The sequence below is a fragment of the Klebsiella sp. 2-CIP_Kleb. genome (assembly GCF_050378715.1).
In the GTDB taxonomy this organism is placed as follows: Bacteria; Pseudomonadota; Gammaproteobacteria; order Enterobacterales; family Enterobacteriaceae; genus Klebsiella; species Klebsiella quasipneumoniae.
In genome coordinates, this window is record NZ_JBNRLG010000001.1 from 276,896 (window position 1) to 293,814 (window position 16,919).

Below are 16,919 nucleotides of genomic sequence, written 5' to 3' on the forward strand. Positions count from 1 at the left end.
CCCACTGTTCTCACAACCTGGCACCGTTTTTGCCTTATCACCTCTGGTTAGCTGTTAATTCTTTATTTTTGCGCTACTCAGGAGTGAATCATGCAACGTAAAACGTTATTAAAAGCTTTTGCACTCTCCGCCTCTGTTATGGCTATGGGTCTCTCATTCCAGGCCTATGCCGCCGACACTATTAAAGTCGGGATTATGCATTCGCTCTCCGGGACGATGGCGATTTCCGAAACGCCGCTGAAGGACGTCGCCCTGATGGCCATCGACGACATCAACGCCAAAGGCGGGGTGTTGGGCAAGAAGCTGGAGCCGGTGGTGGTCGACCCGGCCTCCAACTGGCCGCTGTTCGCCGAGAAGGCGCGCCAGTTGCTGGCCCAGGACAAGGTGGCGGTGGTGTTTGGCTGCTGGACCTCGGTCTCGCGTAAATCGGTGCTACCGGTGTTTGAGGAGCTGAACGGCCTGCTGTTCTACCCGGTACAGTACGAAGGGGAAGAGATGTCCCCCAACGTCTTCTATACCGGCGCGGCGCCTAACCAGCAGGCCATCCCGGCGGTGGAATACCTGCTGAGCGAGGACGGCGGCGGCGCCAAACGCTTTTTCCTGCTGGGAACCGACTACGTTTATCCGCGCACCACCAACAAGATCCTTCGCGCCTTCCTGCATGCCAAAGGGATCCAGGACAAAGATATCGAAGAAGTCTACACCCCGTTCGGCTATAGCGATTACCAGACCATCGTCGCCAATATCAAAAAATTCTCCGCCGGCGGCAAAACGGCGGTGGTCTCTACCATCAACGGCGATTCCAACGTGCCGTTCTACAAAGAGCTGGCTAACCAGGGACTGAAAGCGACCGACGTGCCGGTGGTGGCCTTCTCGGTGGGGGAAGAGGAGCTGCGCGGCATCGACACCAAACCGCTGGTCGGCAACCTCGCGGCATGGAACTACTTTGAGTCGGTCGATAACCCGACCAACAAAGCCTTTGTCGCCGATTATCGCGCTTACGCCAAAGCGCACAAGCTGCCGAATGCCGATACGGTGGTGACCAACGATCCGATGGAAGCGACCTGGGTGGGTCTGCATATGTGGGCGCAGGCGGTGACCAAAGCCGGCACCACCGACGTGGACAAAGTGCGCGACGCTATGGCCGGACAAACCTTCAAAGCGCCGTCCGGTTTCACCCTGACGATGGATGCCACCAACCACCATCTGCATAAGCCGGTGATGATTGGTGAAATTGAAGGCAACGGCCAGTTCAACGTGGTCTGGCAGACCGATGAGCCCGTCCGCGCGCAGCCGTGGAGCCCGTGGATCCCCGGTAATGATAAGAAACCTGACCATCCGGTGAAAACCGTCAGCCAGTAAGCGCCAGGGCCGACGGAGCGGGAACGTCGTGTCCGTCGGCCGCTGACCAGAGGAGAACGACATGAACGCATTGCGTCTCATGAGTGTGTTGACGCTACTGCTGATCCTGCTGCCATGGCGGGCACAGGCCGCGGAGGCGGACGACTTCGTTGCCGCCAGCCGCAGCCAGCAGGCGCAGCTGTTGACCCAGTGGGCGGCAGCGCCGCAGGCGGATCGTCTGCCGCTGCTGCGGGCGTTGACCACCGAGAGCCTGGTGATGGACGACGGAAAACATGCTTTCCGCACCCGACAGGGCGGATTAAAGCCATTGGGTGCCGTCGCCGCGCCCCAGGGCGAAACCCGACCGGTGCGTCTGACCAACCGGCTGCGCAATCTGGCTGCCGGCGCGCTGGCCAGCCATCTTATTTTAAGTGACAACGTCACAGAGCGAGCGTCCGCCGCACGAACGCTACAGCGGGAAGCGACCCCGGCCATGGCCGCGCTGCTGCAGCAGCGGCTGAAGGCGGAAAGCGATGATAATGTGCGGGGCCTGCTGGAGGTGGCGCTGGCCCGGCTGCAGCTCACTCAGCCTGAGGCCAGCGCGCGGTTGGCCGCCGTGACGCTGCTCGGCCATTCTGTGGACCCGGAAACCCAGGCGCTGCTGATCCCCTTTACCGATGCCCAGCATGAGCCGGATGCGGCGGTGCGCGAGGCGGCCAGCGACAGCCTGCAAAAGATCAAACATCGTCTGCTGTTCGGCGATCTGCTGGGCCAGGCCTTTATGGGGCTGTCGCTGGGATCGGTGCTGCTGCTGGCCGCGCTGGGGCTGGCGATCACCTACGGCCTGCTGGGGGTGATTAACATGGCCCATGGCGAGATGCTGATGATTGGCGCCTACAGCTGCTGGCTGGTACAGCAGGCGCTGGCGCAGCTCGCGCCGCAGTGGCTGGCCTTTTATCCGCTGGTCGCGCTGCCGGTGGCGTTTCTGGTGACCGCCGGGATCGGCATGGCGCTGGAGCGCACCATTATTCGTCATCTGTATGGTCGGCCGCTGGAGACGCTGCTCGCCACCTGGGGGATCAGCCTGATGCTTATCCAGCTGGTGCGCATGCTGTTTGGCGCGCAGAACGTCGAGGTGGCAAACCCCGCCTGGCTCTCCGGCGGCGTGCAGGTCCTGCCGAACCTGATCCTGCCGTGGAACCGGCTGGCGGTGCTGGCGTTCGTCCTGCTGGTGCTGTGCTTTACCTGGCTCATCCTGAACCGCACCCGTCTGGGGATGAACGTCCGCGCCGTGACGCAGAACCGGGCGATGGCCGCCTGCTGCGGCGTACCTACCGGGCGGGTGGATATGCTGGCCTTTGGCCTCGGCTCCGGTATTGCCGGGCTGGGCGGCGTGGCGCTGTCGCAGCTCGGCAACGTCGGGCCCGAGCTGGGTCAGGGCTATATCATCGACTCATTCCTGGTGGTGGTCCTGGGCGGCGTCGGCCAGCTGGCCGGCAGCGTGGCGGCGGCCTTTGGGCTGGGCATTTTCAACAAAATTCTCGAACCGCAGATGGGCGCGGTGTTGGGCAAGATCCTGATCCTGGTGATGATTATTCTGTTTATTCAGAAACGCCCGCAGGGTCTGTTCGCGCTGAAAGGGAGGGTGATTGACTGATGAGCCAACCTGTTACCTTAACGCTGGCGCAGCGCGCGCCGCGGCCTCTGCGCTGGCTGGGGATCCTGCTGGTGCTGGGGCTACTGAGCATGCCATTTCTGGCGCTGCTGCCGGCCTCCCATCCGCTGGCGGTACCGAGCTGGCTGCTGACCCTGAGCGGTAAAATCCTCTGCTACGCCATTGTGGCGGTGGCGCTGGATCTGGTCTGGGGCTACGCGGGTATGCTGTCGCTGGGGCACGGGATTTTCTTTGCCCTCGGCGGGTACGCTATGGGCATGTACCTGATGCGCCAGGCGGCGGGCGACGGTCTGCCGGCGTTTATGTCTTTTCTCTCCTGGAGTGAACTGCCCTGGTTCTGGTGGGGCACGCAGCATTTCGCCTGGGCGATGGCGCTGGTGGTGCTGGTTCCCGGTCTGCTGGCCCTGGTTTTCGGCTGGTTTGCCTTTCGCTCGAAGATCAAAGGGGTCTATTTCTCGATCATGACCCAGGCCCTGACCTATGCCGGTATGCTGCTGTTCTTTCGCAACGAGACCGGGTTTGGCGGCAACAACGGTTTCACCGGTTTTACCACGCTGCTGGGTTTTCCGGTCACCGCCACCGGCACCCGCGCCACCCTGTTTATGGCCACGGTTTTGCTGCTGTTGCTGACCCTGTGGCTGGGCTCGGCGCTGGCGCAGAGTAAGTTTGGTCGGATCCTCACCGCGGTGCGGGATGCCGAGAACCGCCTGATGTTCTGCGGGTACGACCCGCGCGGCTTCAAGCTGCTGGTGTGGACGCTGTCGGCAGTACTCTGCGGCCTGGCGGGGGCGTTATATGTCCCGCAGGTGGGGATCATCAACCCCAGCGAAATGTCGCCGACCAACTCCATCGAGGCCGCCATCTGGGTGGCGCTCGGCGGGCGCGGCACCCTGATTGGCCCGGTGCTTGGCGCCGGGCTGGTCAACGGCGCGAAGAGCATTTTCACCGTGGCGATGCCGGAGTACTGGCAGCTGTTTCTCGGCCTCATCTTTATCATCGTAACCCTGTTTTTACCCCGCGGGGTGATGGGCCTGCTGCGTCGAGGAGACCGCTAATGCAACCGGATGAAGGACTGTTTACCCGCCAGCTGCCCGGCGATCGCTTTCGTGCGCAAACCGACCCGGTACTGCAGCTGGAGAACATTAACGTCAGCTTTGATGGTTTCCGGGCGCTGACGGACCTGTCGCTGGCGATTGGCGTCGGCGAGCTGCGCTGTGTGATCGGCCCCAACGGCGCGGGCAAGACCACCCTGATGGATGTGATCACCGGCAAAACCCGGCCGCAGAGCGGCAAAGCGATCTATGACCAGTCGGTGGATCTGACCACCCTCGAACCGGTGGCCATCGCCCGCCAGGGCATCGGGCGCAAGTTTCAGAAGCCGACGGTCTTCGAAGCGCTGACGGTGGCGGAAAATCTCGCCCTGGCGATGAAGGGAGATAAATCGGTGTGGGCCAGCCTGCGCGCCCGGCTGAGCAGTGAACAGGACGATCGACTGAATGAGGTGCTGCGCCTGCTGCGTCTTGACGGCGAACGCTACCGCCAGGCGGGGCTGCTTTCCCATGGCCAGAAACAGTTCCTTGAGATCGGCATGCTGCTGGTGCAGGAGCCGCATCTGCTGCTGCTTGATGAGCCAGCGGCCGGCATGACCGATGCGGAAACCGAATATACAGCGGAGCTGTTTCGTACGCTGGCCGGACAGCACTCCCTGATGGTGGTGGAGCACGACATGGGATTTGTCGAGACTATCGCCGACCGGGTGACGGTCCTGCATCAGGGCCAGGTGCTGGCGGAGGGATCGCTGCGGGAGGTGCAGGCCAATGAGCAGGTCATTGAAGTTTATCTGGGACGTTAAGGAGCGCCAATGTTACAGGTGAGTCAGCTACATCAATACTACGGCGGCAGCCATATTTTGCGTGGGGTGGATTTTTCCGCCCGCCAGGGCGAAGTCACCTGCCTGCTGGGGCGCAACGGCGTCGGCAAGACCACCCTGCTGAAATGTCTGATGGGGCTGATCCCGGCGCGCAGCGGTGAGGTACGCTGGCAGGATCAGAACATTACCCACCGTAAACCGCACCAGCGGGTACAGGCCGGGGTGGCCTACGTCCCTCAGGGACGCGAGATTTTTCCGCGCCTGACGGTGGAGGAAAACCTGCTGATGGGGCTATCGCGCTTTCCCGCCCGCGAGGCGCAGCAGGTGCCGGAGGAGATTTACCAGCTTTTCCCGGTGCTCAAGACCATGAAGCAGCGGCGGGGCGGTGACTTATCCGGCGGCCAGCAGCAGCAGCTGGCGATCGGCCGGGCGCTGGCCAGCCGTCCGCAGCTGCTGATCCTCGATGAGCCCACCGAGGGGATCCAGCCCTCGGTCATCAAAGAGATTGGCGAGGTGATCCGTCAGCTGGCGAGCCGCGGGGATATGGCCATCCTGCTGGTGGAACAATTCTATGACTTTGCCGCCGGGCTGGCGGACCACTACCTGGTGATGTCGCGCGGCGCCATCGTCCAGCAGGGCAAGGGCGGAGATATGGAAACCGACGGCGTACGCGCCTTGGTGACTATCTGAACGGACCGGCGGCGTTCGCGCCGCCGGTTTCCTTGCTATTTACGCAGCAGCCGCTGCAGGCGCGCCTGGCGCCAGTTTTTGATCCATTCGCCGAACACGAACAGGCGTAATCCTCTCACCGCCAGCAGAGCGCCCCAGATCAGGGCGACCCAGCCGGACCAGGTGTACTGCGGGTTAGTGTACCGGTTGAGCAGCGCCAGCAGCACGCAGACCACCAGCGCCACCGACAGCGAACGAAAAAAGCGGCTCTCCTGCTGCACCCGCGCTTTCGCTTCCTCTATACGCAGATCCAGCGAGGCTTCCGGGCCCGGCGCGCCCTCCCGCGAGGCTTCGCCGCCGATCTCGGCCACCGTCACCTCAAAGACCGCGGCGAGGGCGCTGAGAGTCTCCAGTCCCGGGCGTTCGCCATTCTCAATGCGCTGGATCGTGCGGACGCTGAGCCCCGCCATTTCGGCCAGCTGTTCCTGGGACCAGGCGCGCTGCAGCCGTAATTGTTTGACCTGATTGTTGCTGTTCATATTTGTATGCTCCATAACGTTCTGCGGATGTAAACCTGTGATGGAGTATGGAAAAGCGGGCCGCCAGCCACCACGACAGCGACCCGACAACGGCCCGACAGCAACCTGACAGCCGCATGCCAGCTGGCGTCAGGCGTTGGCCAGCGGAGAATCCGGCTGCCAGGGGCGGGCATTGATCCCGCGGAAAATCATCAGCCAGGCGGCGACAATCGCCCCGATAAGAATGACAAAAAGCGACCAGTGCGGCAGATGGGTGAGGATCAACCCCGTCAGCATCGGGTTGAATGCCGCGCCCAGCCATCCCAGCGACTGCGCGGAGAAGTAGCTGGCCTTCATCCCCGGCGGGGCGATATGGTCAATCAGCATATACTCGCCGGGGGCATAAATCACCTCGCCAAGGGTGAAGACTGCCGCCGAGATCCCCCATGCCCACAGGCTGGCGCCGGAGAACATAAAGCCCACGAGGCCGATCACAAAGCAGACGGTGCCGAAGGTCATCAGCGGGCGGATATTTCTGGCGCTCAGTCGCCGGCCAACCGCATACTGCAGAGCGACGACCACCGCGGCGTTAACCGGCAGCACCACGGCCACCACTTTTTCGGCGAAGTCGCTGCTGGCGACCACCAGTACGTACTGCGAGATACAGGAGGCGAAAGCGCCGCCGACGAAGGAGGCCAGCAGCCCTGAACAGGTAAACCACAGCAGCGCGCGGTCGCGCAGCAGCACCGAAGGCGTCCAGACGGCAGCCCCTGGCTGGGCGGCGGCGGCGCCATCTCGCTGCAGAAACAGCTGAATAAACACTAACGGGAAGGCGGCGCAGGCTGCCGCCAGCCAGAATGGCAGATTAATGCTGTGCATCACCAGCAGCGTGCCGATGGGCGGTCCGACGGTCCAGCCGATGTTGAGGATGGTGTAGTTCAGCGAGAAGATGCGCGCTTTTTTCTCCGCCGTCAGCCGGTCGGCGAACCAGGCTTTCAGCACGGTGGAAAAGACCGAGTAGGCGCAGTTGATCAGCGCAAAGAAGATCACCACCAGGATAGCGTTATTGACCAGCGGTATCGCGCTGAAACCAAGGATAAACACCAGCACTGACCACACCATATAGCGCTTTTTGTCGAACTTGTCCGCGAGGATGCCAAAGCCCATGCTAAACAGCACGCCGACCACGAGGGCCAGCGACAGGGCGTAGCCAATCACATCCACCTCCAGCTGATAGCGTCGGGTGAGGTAGATGGTCATAAACGGCAGTGTGGCCCCGCGGCCGATAGTCAACAGTAGCGACGATGCCAGCAGCGCGATGGTGGAGCGCCGGAGTGTGGTGATCATGATTTCCTTGCCTGTCATGTTGTTATAATTTTATGTCTTCGATCACAAATAACACGGCCATCACGCCTTGTACAGGTCGCCCCGGTGGCGATAGGCACTTCCGAACCTGCCAAAAATAATGATCTATCCTGGCGACCGCTTTTTCGCTACTTTGATTTTGTTCACAAAAATTCTAATAACGACAGAGGCAGGGTATGACGAGGAAAGATGGACTGCTGGCGCTGCTGGTAGTGGTGGTGTGGGGGCTTAACTTCGTGGTGATTAAGCTGGGATTGCACAATATGCCGCCGCTGATGCTGGCGGGCCTGCGCTTTATGCTGGTCGCCTTCCCGGCGCTGCTGTTTGTCGCCCGGCCGGCCATTCCGCTGCGCCTGCTGCTGGGCTATGGCCTGACCATTAGCTTTGGCCAGTTTGCCTTTTTGTTCTGCGCTATCGGCCTGGGCATGCCGGCGGGGCTGGCGTCGCTGGTGCTGCAGGCGCAAGCCTTTTTTACCATCATTCTTGGCGCCTTCGTCTTTGGCGAACGCTTACAGGGCAAGCAGCTGGCGGGGATCGCGCTGGCGATCTTCGGCGTGCTGGTGCTGGTGGAGGGGAGCCTCGGCGGGGAGCATGTCCCGCTGGTGGGCTTTATGCTGACCCTGGCGGCGGCGCTCAGCTGGGCCTGCGGCAATATTTTCAACAAAAAAATCATGTCCCAGGCGACCCGCCCGCCGATCATGTCGCTGGTGGTGTGGAGCGCATTGATCCCGGTGCTGCCGTTTATGTTTGCCTCCTGGCTGATCGATGGCCCGCAGCTCATGCTGGCGAGTCTACGCCAGATCGATATGCTGACGGTTCTCTCGCTGCTTTACCTGGCGTTTATCGCCACCATCGTCGGCTATGGTATCTGGGGCTCGCTGCTGGGGCGCTATGAAACCTGGCGGGTGGCGCCGCTGTCGCTGCTGGTGCCGGTAGTGGGGATGGCCAGCGCCGCGCTGCTGCTGGGGGAGACGCTGAGCGGACTGCAGCTCGCCGGGGCGGCGCTGATCATGGCCGGGCTCTATATCAACGTTTTCGGTCTGCGTCTGGTGTGGCCGGGCATGGCGCGCGGGTAAAAAAAAGCCCCGGAGACGGGGCTATACACAAGTATGCGTGTAATGGCATCACAGGTCGTGCTGCTGGTAGTACGGCACGCCTAGTTCGTCAGATTTATCATTGCCGGCCGCCATATGATTGAAATCAAACGGCGAGTCGTTATGGTCCGAAGGGAGAATCATTGTGTCACGCTGGTTTTGCCGCACCGGCGTGGTGGTTTGCTCCGCAAAGCTGAAGCTGGATGCCAGCGACAGAAGGACGATAGCTGCGGCAGCGAATAGTTTCATGATTTCCTCAATACGTCTTTAATAATGCAGGCGATTAACATCAGTTATTTAGCGGATGCAGATAGCGGGATTCGCCAGGTACATTCGTTATGCGATATTTGTGGGGCGGAACATCAAAATAGTTTTTAAATGTTCGCGTCAAGGTCTGCTGCGATTCGAAACCGTAGCGTTCCGCCAGGTACAGGATTGGCTCATTGCTCTGCTTGAGCTTTTGCGCAATCTCCGTCAGCTTACGGCTGCGGATGTACTGGCCGAGGGAATGGCCAGTCTCTTTCTTAAACATACGTTGCAGGTGCCACTTGGAGTAACCTGAGCGCTCAGACACTTTTTCCAGCGACAGGGGCGATTCCAGGTTATCCTCGATCCACGACAAAATACTATGGATAGTGATGGCGTCATTATTACGTCTGGACATCATCTTACCTCTTCTTATTTTTACGGCAGGACCTTCTTGAGGAGTTGCTCAAGCATGGCGACTTCGTCCGCCGACAGATTTTTTGTTAACTCCTGGTGTAACTTCTGACCCACAACCTGATGACACTGCTCGCAAAGGGCTGCGCCGACTGGCGTCAACTGCACCAGCACACCGCGCTTGTCAGCGGGGTTGGGTAACCGTTCAATCCAGCCTTTACACGCCAGGCGGTCGAGCATACGCGTCATCGCGCCCGGGTCGACGGAAAGCACGGTTTTCAGCTCAACGGGGGTAATACATACCTCGCAACGAATGGAACAGAGCACCCGAAACTGGGTCGCGGTAATATCCATGGGTGAGAGGTAGTCGTTGAGCAGGCGATCTTTTTTCTGGTTAACCATCTGGATCAAGCGGCCCAGCGGGATCATCTCGTTGAACAGGTCGCTGGTACTTTTCATGATGGTTGCCCAGGCAATGATTTAGTTGCGAGTGATACTATTGCCCAGGCAATCATAAGTCAACATTATGAATTAGCCGATGCCACGATTTGCTAAAACAAAAAAATTCGACGCGTGTCACTGTTTGTGAATTTTCTAACGCTTGTTAATTTTTGGCGAAAGTGATTTATCAGCTGGCTGGCGTTGGAATTGTTGAAGCCGGTATACTCACGGATTGAAACCATCTTTAAAAAATGAATATTTACGGGACTTTATTTAACTATGTTCGATTTGTTTAAAGCGATAGGGCTCGGCCTGGCGGTGCTTTTACCGCTGGCGAATCCGCTGACTACCGTGGCGCTGTTCCTCGGCCTGGCGGGCAATATGAACAACGCCGAGCGTAACAAGCAGGCGTTGATGGCCTCGGTGTATGTCTTCGCCATCCTGATGGTGTCATGGTATGCCGGCCAGGTGGTGATGAATACATTCGGCATATCAATACCTGGGCTGCGAATCGCCGGGGGGTTGATTGTGGCCTTTATCGGTTTCCGTATGCTGTTCCCCCAGCAAAAAGCCCACGATTCGATGGAAGCGAAGATCAAATCGGAAGAACTACAGGATGAGCCGACCGCCAATATCGCCTTTGTGCCGCTGGCGATGCCAAGCACCGCCGGTCCGGGCACCATCGCGATGATCATTAGTTCCGCCTCGACCGTCAAGCACGGGGTGGACTTCCCGGAGTGGGTGGTGCTGGCGGCGCCGCCGATTATCTTTGCCCTGTTGGCGATCATTCTCTGGGGTTGCCTGCGCAGTTCGGGGGCGATTATGCGTCTGGTAGGCAAAGGCGGCATTGAGGCCATCTCACGACTGATGGGCTTCCTGCTGGTCTGCATGGGCGTGCAATTTATTATTAATGGCGTGCTGGAGATCATTTCGACCTGGCATCCCTGACCGCGGTGATGCGCAGAGAGACAACAGCCCGCCGGAGCGATACCGGCGGGCTTTTTTTGCGGCTAAATTAAGAGTGGTGCGGCTGGTGTTCTTCCAGCGATACCGGCCAGCGGCGGAAGATCAGCAGGGCCCAGATCAGGCCTGCCAGCGCCGGGATAGCGCCGATATAGCCGATGGAGGCCATAGAGAGATGCAGACTCACCTGGCTGCCCACCAGCGCGCCGGCGCCAATGCCGATATTAAAGATGCCCGAGAACAGCGACATGGCGACGTCGGTGGCGTCCGGGGCGGAGGCCAGCACTTTCACCTGCATGCCGAGACCGATAATCATAATCGCCACCCCCCAGAAGATGCTGAGCAGCATCAGGTGGTGCGGGTTATGCGAGGCAGGCAGAAGCAGCAGCAGACAGGCCAGCAGCAGGCCGATGGCGAAGCTTATCAGCCCCGAAGCGTGCTGGTTACCGAGCTTGCCGAACAGAATGCTGCCGATAATCCCGGCCCCGCCGAGGATCAGCAGCAGCACGGTGGCAAAATTGCCGCTCAGACCCGCCACCGTCTGGACGAAGGGTTCGATATAGCTGTAGGCGGTATAATGGGCGGTCACCACCACTACGGTCAGAATGTATACGCTGACCAGCGCCGGGCGACGGAACAGCACCGGCAAGCTCTTCAGCGAGCCTGAGTGTTCGCTCGGCAGGGTCGGCAGCAGTTTCACCAGGCAGACCAGGGTGGCTAACGCGCCCAGGCCGATCGCCAGGAAGGTCATTCGCCAGCCAAAATACTGGCCGATGATGCGGCCGATCGGAATCCCAAACACCATCGCCAGCGCGGTACCGGTGGCGATCAGACTGAGCGCCTGCGCCCGTTTGCCCGGGGGTGCCATGCGGATGGCTAGCGCCGACGTTATCGACCAGAACACCGCATGGGCGAAGGCGATGCCGATGCGGCTGATGACCAGCACGTCAAAATTCCATGCAAAGAACGACAGCACATGGCTGGCGATAAACAGAATAAACAGGCCGATGAGCAACCGCCGGCGCTCCACTTTGCTGGTCAGCAGCATAAACGGCAGCGACATTAACGCTACCACCCATGCGTAGATGGTCAGCATCATGCCCACCTGGGCGGTTTCCATGTCGAAGCTGTCGGCAATATCCGACAGCAGACCGACCGGGGCGAATTCTGTGGTGTTAAAAATAAACGCGGCGATGGCCAACGTCACGACACGTAGCCACGCTACCTTGCGTGAGACCGTATTCGTAGTCATAAGCTCTGGACTGGTGATTCAGGGGAAGATGTGACGCCGATCATAAAACGTTTGCTGGCGAAAAGACAATCATTATGTGATCTGTCTCTCATTTCACTGTAAGCAGCCAGGCGCGGTTAAGCAATTAATTTTGCTATGGATAGTGTCAGAGGGGCACTTTTATGTCATGTTGAAGGAAAGTAAAAAAGTAAGGACAGTGTATGCAGGAAATTCAATTTTATCTGGTCGATGCTTTCAGCGATAAAAACTTCGGTGGCAATGCCGCGGCCGTCTGCCCCCTCAGCGAGTGGTTAGCCGACGATGTGCTGCTGAAAATGGCCCAACAGCATAATCAGTCCGAAACGGCGTTCTTCGTCCGCACCGACGAAGGCTATGAGCTGCGCTGGTTTACCACGCTGCACGAGATCAACCTCTGCGGTCATGCCACCCTGGCCGCGGCGCACGTTATTTTTGAATATCTCGACCATCCCTCGGCGACCATCACCTTCAGCACCCGCTTCGTTGGCGACCTGCGAGTCACCCGCAGCGGCGACTGGCTGACGCTCGACTTCCCGGCGTGGACGACCACCCCGGTGGCCAACCCGCCGGCGGACCTGCTGGCCGGACTAGGCCTCGAGGCGGCCGTCGAGGTACGTGAAGGGCGCGATTATCTGGTGCTGCTGGCGGATCGTCAGCAGGTTGAAGCGGTGCGGCCGGACATGGCGCGCCTGCAGACGCTTGGCAAAATGATCTGCGTCAGCGCGTCGGATGAGGAGTATGACTTTGTCAGCCGCTTCTTCTGCCCGGGTGAAGGGGTGCCGGAGGATCCGGTGACCGGCTCCGCCCATAGCATGCTGATCCCCTGGTGGGGCGAAAAACTGGGGAAAACCACCATGATGGCGCGCCAGGGCTCCGCCCGCGGCGGCGACCTGCGCTGCCAGTGGCAGGGCGACAGGGTGCTGATAGGCGGCCAGGCCACCACCTATCTGCGCGGAACGGTTTATCTGCGAGGGTAATCGTTACCGACAGCCACCTGCCGGAAGCGACCCGCGAGGCGCTGGTGACCCTTTCCCCACAGCTGATCATTGCCGACTGAACCAGACGTCGCCGTCTGCCATCAGGGCAGACGCGCGATATTGGCTTTGATTACCGCAATCGACTGGCTGAACTTCGCCTGCTCTTCGTCGGCCAGCCGCAGTTCGATAATCTGCTCCACGCCCCCCTGGGCCAGCACCGCCGGCACCCCAGCCGCCGCGCCGCAGACCCCGTACTCACCGTCAAGAATGCAGGAGACCGCCAGCGCGCGGTGGCTGCCGGTAAAAATATTACGGCAGATCTCGGCGATGGTGCCTGCCACACCATATTCCGTACAGCCTTTACCGGCGTAGATCTCAAACCCCAGCTTACGCACTTTATCGGCCATCGCCTCGCGGTCGAGCGGCCGGCCGGTGCGCTGCTGGTAGAGGTCGGCTATCGGCGAGCCATACACCGAGGAGTGCGACCAAACCGGAAACTGAGTGTCGCCGTGCTCGCCGAGGATAAAAGCGTCGATGCTCTGGGCGCCAATGTTCAGTTCCTGCGCCAGCAGACGGCGCAGGCGGGTGGTATCCAGCCAGACGCCGGTGCCCAGCACCTGGCTGCGCGGCAGGCCGGAGAGCTGCCATACCTGCCAGGTGATGATGTCGCAGGGGTTCGTGGCCACCAGAAAGATGCCGTTAAACCCATTGGCCATCATCGTTGGCACGATGCGCTGCACTATCTTCGCTGTGGTGGTCAGTTCATCCAGTCGGCTCTGGCCTGGACGCAGCGCGCCCCCGGAGACGGTGATCACCGCGATGTCGACATCAGCGCAGTCGCTGGCCTCGCGGGTAGAGATGGTCATCATCCCCGGCAGATAGGCCGCGGCATCGCTGAGGTCCTGAGCGTGTGCCTCGGCGCGCTGTTGGTTAATGTCGACGAGGATCAGCTCCTCGCAGATGCTCTGATTGAGCAGCGCGTAGGCCGCCGACGCGCCGACGTTGCCGGCGCCAATAATCATCACTTTACGGGCTTTGGTGTGCATATTCAGCTCTCAAAAACGAACGTCAGGGGATAAAGTTACTGTGTTTCAGTGAGTTAGCGCAAGTGGTTGGCGGCAATATAAGTTAATGCTATGGCGGAAACCGTCCTGAGGCGCGCTACAGTGGCGTAAAAAAAAGGAGCTCACCTATGTATACCGTTACCGACATCGCCCCCACCGACGCCGAATTTACCGCCCTGATTGCCGCCCTCGACGCCTGGCAGGAGACACTCTACCCGGCAGAGAGCAACCATCTGCTGGACCTCGGCCAGCTGCCGCCAGAGACAGTGATCGCCCTGGCGATTCGCAGTCCGCAGGGCGAAGCCGTTGGCTGCGGGGCCATTGTCCTCAGCGCTGAAGGTTTTGGCGAGATGAAGCGGGTCTATATCGATCCACAGCACCGCGGACAGCAGCTGGGAGAAAAGCTGCTGGCGGCCCTGGAGGAGAAAGCGCGGCGGCGCGACTGCCATACTCTGCGCCTGGAGACCGGCATCCATCAGCATGCGGCCATCACCCTCTATACGCGCAACGGCTATCAGACCCGCTGCGCGTTTGCCCCTTACCAGCCCGATCCGCTCAGCGTGTTTATGGAGAAACCGCTGTTCGCCGATCTTCGTTCAGCAGCGCTATAAACGCCTCCAGCTGGCGGGTTTTGGCGCCCCGGCGCCACACCAGCCAGGTGGTGAGCCAGCGCCACTCTTCCGCCAGCGGCCAGGCGGATACCTGCTGATGGCCGGGCATACTTTCCAGCATACTGCGCGGGATCAACGCCAGGCCCGCGCCGGCGATCACGCAGGCCAGCATCCCGTGGTAAGACTCCATCTCGTGGATCCTCCCCGGGGTCGCTCTGTCGGCATGGAACCAGCTCTCAAAATGCCGGCGGTAGGAACAGTTGGCGCGAAAAGCGTAGACATTTGCCCCGTTCACTTCGCGGGCGTGGGCGATGGGCGCGTGGCCGTAGGGGGCGACGATCATCATCTCTTCAGGGAACACCGGCAGCCCCTCCAGGCCCGGATGCACCAGCGGTCCATCAACGAACGCGGCGCTCAGGGCTCCCTCCAGCACGCCGTCGATCATCGTCCCGGAGGGGCCGGTGGAGAGGGCGAGATGAATTTTCGGGTAACGCTGATTAAAGTGGGCCAGGGTGGTGGGGATCCGCACCGCCGCGGTGCTCTCCAGCGAACCGAGAGAGAACAGCCCCTGGGGTTCGTCGCCCGCCACCACCATTCGCGCCTCGTCAACCAGGGCGAGGATCTGCTGGCTGTAGCGTAAAAAGCTGTGGCCCGCGGGGGAGAGGCGCAGCCGCTGGTTCTCGCGAATAAACAGCTCAACGCCAAGATCAGCCTCCAGCTGGCGGATGCGGGTGGTGAGGTTGGACGGCACACGATGCACTTTTTGCGCCGCCTGGGTGATGCTGCCGGTGCTAGCGACAGCGTTAAACATCTCAAGTTGAGTCAGGTCCATACCATTCTTCTTTTGTGAATGCGTTGCTTAATATTATTCATTTTCAATGAATGGAAAGGTAAGCCAGAATACGCTCACTTCGCAAGCAACGAGAGAGAGAATAACGATGAATTTATCTGCAACGCACGCCGTCTCCGTCAACCCGACTACCGGTGAGGTGGTCTCCTCGCTGCCGTGGGCCAGCGAACGCGAGGTCGACGCGGCTATCGCTCTCGCCGCGGCGGGTTATCGCCAGTGGCGTCAGACGCCGCTCGCCGCACGCGCCGACGCGCTGCGCCGCATTGGGGCCGAGCTGCGCGCCCGCGGTGAAGAGGTGGCCCAGACGATCACGCTCGAGATGGGCAAACCGATTGCTCAGGCTCGCGGCGAGGTGGCGAAATCCGCCAACCTCTGCGACTGGTATGCCGAACATGGCCCGGCGATGCTGGCGACCGAAGCCACCCTGGTGGAAAATAACCAGGCGGTGATCGAATATCGTCCACTGGGGGCCATTCTGGCGGTGATGCCGTGGAATTTCCCGGTCTGGCAGGTGCTGCGCGGCGCGGTGCCGATCCTGCTGGCCGGCAACAGCTACCTGCTGAAGCATGCCCCTAACGTAATGGGCAGCGCCCGTCTGCTGGGCGAAATTTTTGCCGCCGCCGGCCTGCCGGAGGGGGTTTTTGGCTGGGTCAACGCCACCAATGACGGCGTTTCGCAGATTATCAATGACGACCGCATCGCGGCGGTGACCGTCACCGGCAGCGTCCGCGCCGGAAAAGCGATTGGCGCTCAGGCGGGCGCAGCGCTGAAAAAATGCGTGCTCGAGCTGGGGGGATCCGATCCCTTTATCGTCCTGAACGACGCCGATCTGGATGAAGCGGTAAAGGCCGCCGTCACCGGCCGCTATCAGAACAGCGGCCAGGTGTGCGCCGCGTCGAAACGCTTTATCCTCGAAGCCGGCATTGCCGAAGCCTTCACCCGCAAATTTGTTGACGCCGTCGCGGCGCTGAAGATGGGCGATCCGCGCGACGAGCAGAATTACGTCGGGCCGATGGCGCGATTCGATCTGCGCGATGAACTGCACCAGCAGGTCACGGCGACCCTCGATGAAGGCGCGACCCTGCTGCTGGGGGCGGAGAAAATCGAAGGGGCGGGCAATTACTACGCGCCCACGGTCCTGGGCAACGTCACCGCCGGAATGACCGGCTTCCGCCAGGAACTGTTTGGTCCGGTGGCGACCCTGACCACCGCCCGAGATGCGGACCACGCGCTGGCCCTTGCCAACGACAGCGAATTTGGCCTGTCAGCAACGGTCTACACCACCGACGAGGCGCAGGCTCAGCGCTTTGCCCGCGAGCTGGAGTGCGGCGGCGTCTTCCTTAACGGCTACTGCGCCAGCGACGCCCGGGTGGCTTTCGGCGGCGTGAAGAAGAGCGGTTTTGGTCGTGAACTGTCGCATTTTGGTCTGCACGAGTTCTGCAATGCGCAGACCGTCTGGAAAGACCGTCGCTAATCTGTGTTTGCCCCTGACGACCGTCGTTCTCGTCTGCTATACTCGCCCACCAAAATTCGACGGTGGGCAAGGAGCCG

Annotated in this window: 18 protein-coding genes and 1 pseudogene; 11 read left to right on the plus strand and 8 right to left on the minus strand. The window is 60.6% G+C overall.

The window, feature by feature from the left end:
• Window positions 1-90: 90 nt before the first annotated feature.
• From urtA to urtE, 5 genes are all read left to right on the plus strand, one after another.
• Window positions 91-1,362 (plus strand): urea ABC transporter substrate-binding protein, encoded by a 1,272-nt coding sequence (gene urtA / locus ACQUTP_RS01350; RefSeq protein ID WP_135719511.1) that lies wholly within the window; start codon window positions 91-93, stop codon window positions 1,360-1,362.
• Between the two features lie 61 nt (window positions 1,363-1,423).
• On the plus strand, window positions 1,424-2,998 hold the full coding sequence (gene urtB, locus ACQUTP_RS01355) for an urea ABC transporter permease subunit UrtB (protein ID WP_285756047.1): 1,575 nt from the start codon (window positions 1,424-1,426) through the stop codon (window positions 2,996-2,998).
• Window positions 2,998-4,071, plus strand: coding sequence for an urea ABC transporter permease subunit UrtC (gene urtC, locus ACQUTP_RS01360; protein WP_017900354.1), 1,074 nt, complete (start codon window positions 2,998-3,000; stop codon window positions 4,069-4,071). The genes urtB and urtC overlap by 1 nt, the downstream gene beginning before the upstream one ends.
• On the plus strand, window positions 4,071-4,868 hold the full coding sequence (urtD, locus tag ACQUTP_RS01365; RefSeq protein ID WP_004205978.1) for an urea ABC transporter ATP-binding protein UrtD: 798 nt from the start codon (window positions 4,071-4,073) through the stop codon (window positions 4,866-4,868). Before urtC ends, urtD begins: the two co-directional genes overlap by 1 nt.
• A 9-nt stretch (window positions 4,869-4,877) precedes the next feature.
• Entirely contained in the window at window positions 4,878-5,576 is a 699-nt protein-coding gene (gene urtE, locus ACQUTP_RS01370; protein ID WP_004205977.1) for an urea ABC transporter ATP-binding subunit UrtE, read from the plus strand.
• Window positions 5,577-5,611: 35 nt separating this feature from the next.
• Here the strand turns inward: urtE and ACQUTP_RS01375 are convergent, their stop codons facing one another.
• Window positions 5,612-6,094: a helix-turn-helix domain-containing protein gene (locus ACQUTP_RS01375; RefSeq protein ID WP_004205976.1), complete on the minus strand. Its 483-nt coding sequence runs from the start codon at window positions 6,092-6,094 to the stop codon at window positions 5,612-5,614.
• 129 nt (window positions 6,095-6,223) lie between these two features.
• Window positions 6,224-7,420 (minus strand): efflux MFS transporter YdeE, encoded by a 1,197-nt coding sequence (gene ydeE, locus ACQUTP_RS01380; RefSeq protein ID WP_004205975.1) that lies wholly within the window; start codon window positions 7,418-7,420, stop codon window positions 6,224-6,226.
• Window positions 7,421-7,614: 194 nt separating this feature from the next.
• Between ydeE and eamA the strand changes: the two genes are divergently transcribed.
• The gene (gene eamA / locus ACQUTP_RS01385; protein WP_049003694.1) at window positions 7,615-8,514 is read left to right on the plus strand and encodes an O-acetylserine/cysteine exporter; all 900 of its coding nucleotides are present in this window, start codon (window positions 7,615-7,617) and stop codon (window positions 8,512-8,514) included.
• A gap of 48 nt (window positions 8,515-8,562) precedes the next feature.
• Here eamA and marB read toward each other — a convergent pair whose 3' ends face one another.
• The 3 genes from marB to marR are packed head-to-tail and all read right to left on the minus strand — an operon-like array spanning window position 8,563 to window position 9,651.
• On the minus strand, window positions 8,563-8,781 hold the full coding sequence (gene marB / locus ACQUTP_RS01390; protein ID WP_043519537.1) for a multiple antibiotic resistance protein MarB: 219 nt from the start codon (window positions 8,779-8,781) through the stop codon (window positions 8,563-8,565).
• A 40-nt stretch (window positions 8,782-8,821) separates the two neighbouring features.
• Window positions 8,822-9,196, minus strand: coding sequence for an MDR efflux pump AcrAB transcriptional activator MarA (marA, locus tag ACQUTP_RS01395; protein ID WP_002904397.1), 375 nt, complete (start codon window positions 9,194-9,196; stop codon window positions 8,822-8,824).
• Between the two features lie 20 nt (window positions 9,197-9,216).
• Window positions 9,217-9,651 carry a multiple antibiotic resistance transcriptional regulator MarR gene (gene marR / locus ACQUTP_RS01400; RefSeq protein WP_049003693.1) on the minus strand — a complete coding sequence of 145 codons (435 nt, stop codon included), beginning with the start codon at window positions 9,649-9,651 and terminating at the stop codon, window positions 9,217-9,219.
• 261 nt (window positions 9,652-9,912) lie between these two features.
• Between marR and ACQUTP_RS01405 the strand changes: the two genes are divergently transcribed.
• The gene (locus ACQUTP_RS01405; RefSeq protein WP_004205969.1) at window positions 9,913-10,581 is read left to right on the plus strand and encodes a MarC family NAAT transporter; all 669 of its coding nucleotides are present in this window, start codon (window positions 9,913-9,915) and stop codon (window positions 10,579-10,581) included.
• A 67-nt stretch (window positions 10,582-10,648) separates the two neighbouring features.
• Here ACQUTP_RS01405 and ACQUTP_RS01410 read toward each other — a convergent pair whose 3' ends face one another.
• Window positions 10,649-11,848, minus strand: a complete 1,200-nt coding sequence (locus ACQUTP_RS01410; RefSeq protein ID WP_057215125.1) for a sugar transporter — start codon at window positions 11,846-11,848, stop codon at window positions 10,649-10,651.
• Between the two features lie 200 nt (window positions 11,849-12,048).
• Between ACQUTP_RS01410 and ACQUTP_RS01415 the strand changes: the two genes are divergently transcribed.
• Both ACQUTP_RS01415 and ACQUTP_RS01420 read left to right on the plus strand, forming a co-directional pair.
• Window positions 12,049-12,843: a PhzF family phenazine biosynthesis protein gene (locus ACQUTP_RS01415; protein ID WP_285756043.1), complete on the plus strand. Its 795-nt coding sequence runs from the start codon at window positions 12,049-12,051 to the stop codon at window positions 12,841-12,843.
• Window positions 12,843-12,923 (plus strand): annotated as a pseudogene (locus tag ACQUTP_RS01420) (DeoR/GlpR transcriptional regulator); the annotation flags it as partial. The gene ACQUTP_RS01415 and the pseudogene ACQUTP_RS01420, both read left to right, overlap by 1 nt.
• 21 nt (window positions 12,924-12,944) lie before the next feature.
• Here the strand turns inward: ACQUTP_RS01420 and ACQUTP_RS01425 are convergent.
• Window positions 12,945-13,889 carry an L-lactate dehydrogenase gene (locus ACQUTP_RS01425; RefSeq protein ID WP_004205964.1) on the minus strand — a complete coding sequence of 315 codons (945 nt, stop codon included), beginning with the start codon at window positions 13,887-13,889 and terminating at the stop codon, window positions 12,945-12,947.
• Between the two features lie 146 nt (window positions 13,890-14,035).
• Between ACQUTP_RS01425 and ACQUTP_RS01430 the strand changes: the two genes are divergently transcribed.
• Window positions 14,036-14,518: a GNAT family N-acetyltransferase gene (locus ACQUTP_RS01430; RefSeq protein WP_100050882.1), complete on the plus strand. Its 483-nt coding sequence runs from the start codon at window positions 14,036-14,038 to the stop codon at window positions 14,516-14,518.
• On the opposite strand, the gene ptrR is transcribed toward ACQUTP_RS01430, so the two are convergent.
• Window positions 14,472-15,350 carry a putrescine utilization regulator PtrR gene (gene ptrR, locus ACQUTP_RS01435; RefSeq protein WP_285756041.1) on the minus strand — a complete coding sequence of 293 codons (879 nt, stop codon included), beginning with the start codon at window positions 15,348-15,350 and terminating at the stop codon, window positions 14,472-14,474. The two genes, ACQUTP_RS01430 and ptrR, sit on opposite strands and share 47 nt — an antisense overlap.
• A gap of 106 nt (window positions 15,351-15,456) precedes the next feature.
• On the opposite strand from ptrR, the gene sad reads away from it, so the two are divergent.
• Window positions 15,457-16,842, plus strand: coding sequence for a succinate-semialdehyde dehydrogenase (sad, locus tag ACQUTP_RS01440; protein ID WP_004205961.1), 1,386 nt, complete (start codon window positions 15,457-15,459; stop codon window positions 16,840-16,842).
• Window positions 16,843-16,919: the final 77 nt, after the last annotated feature.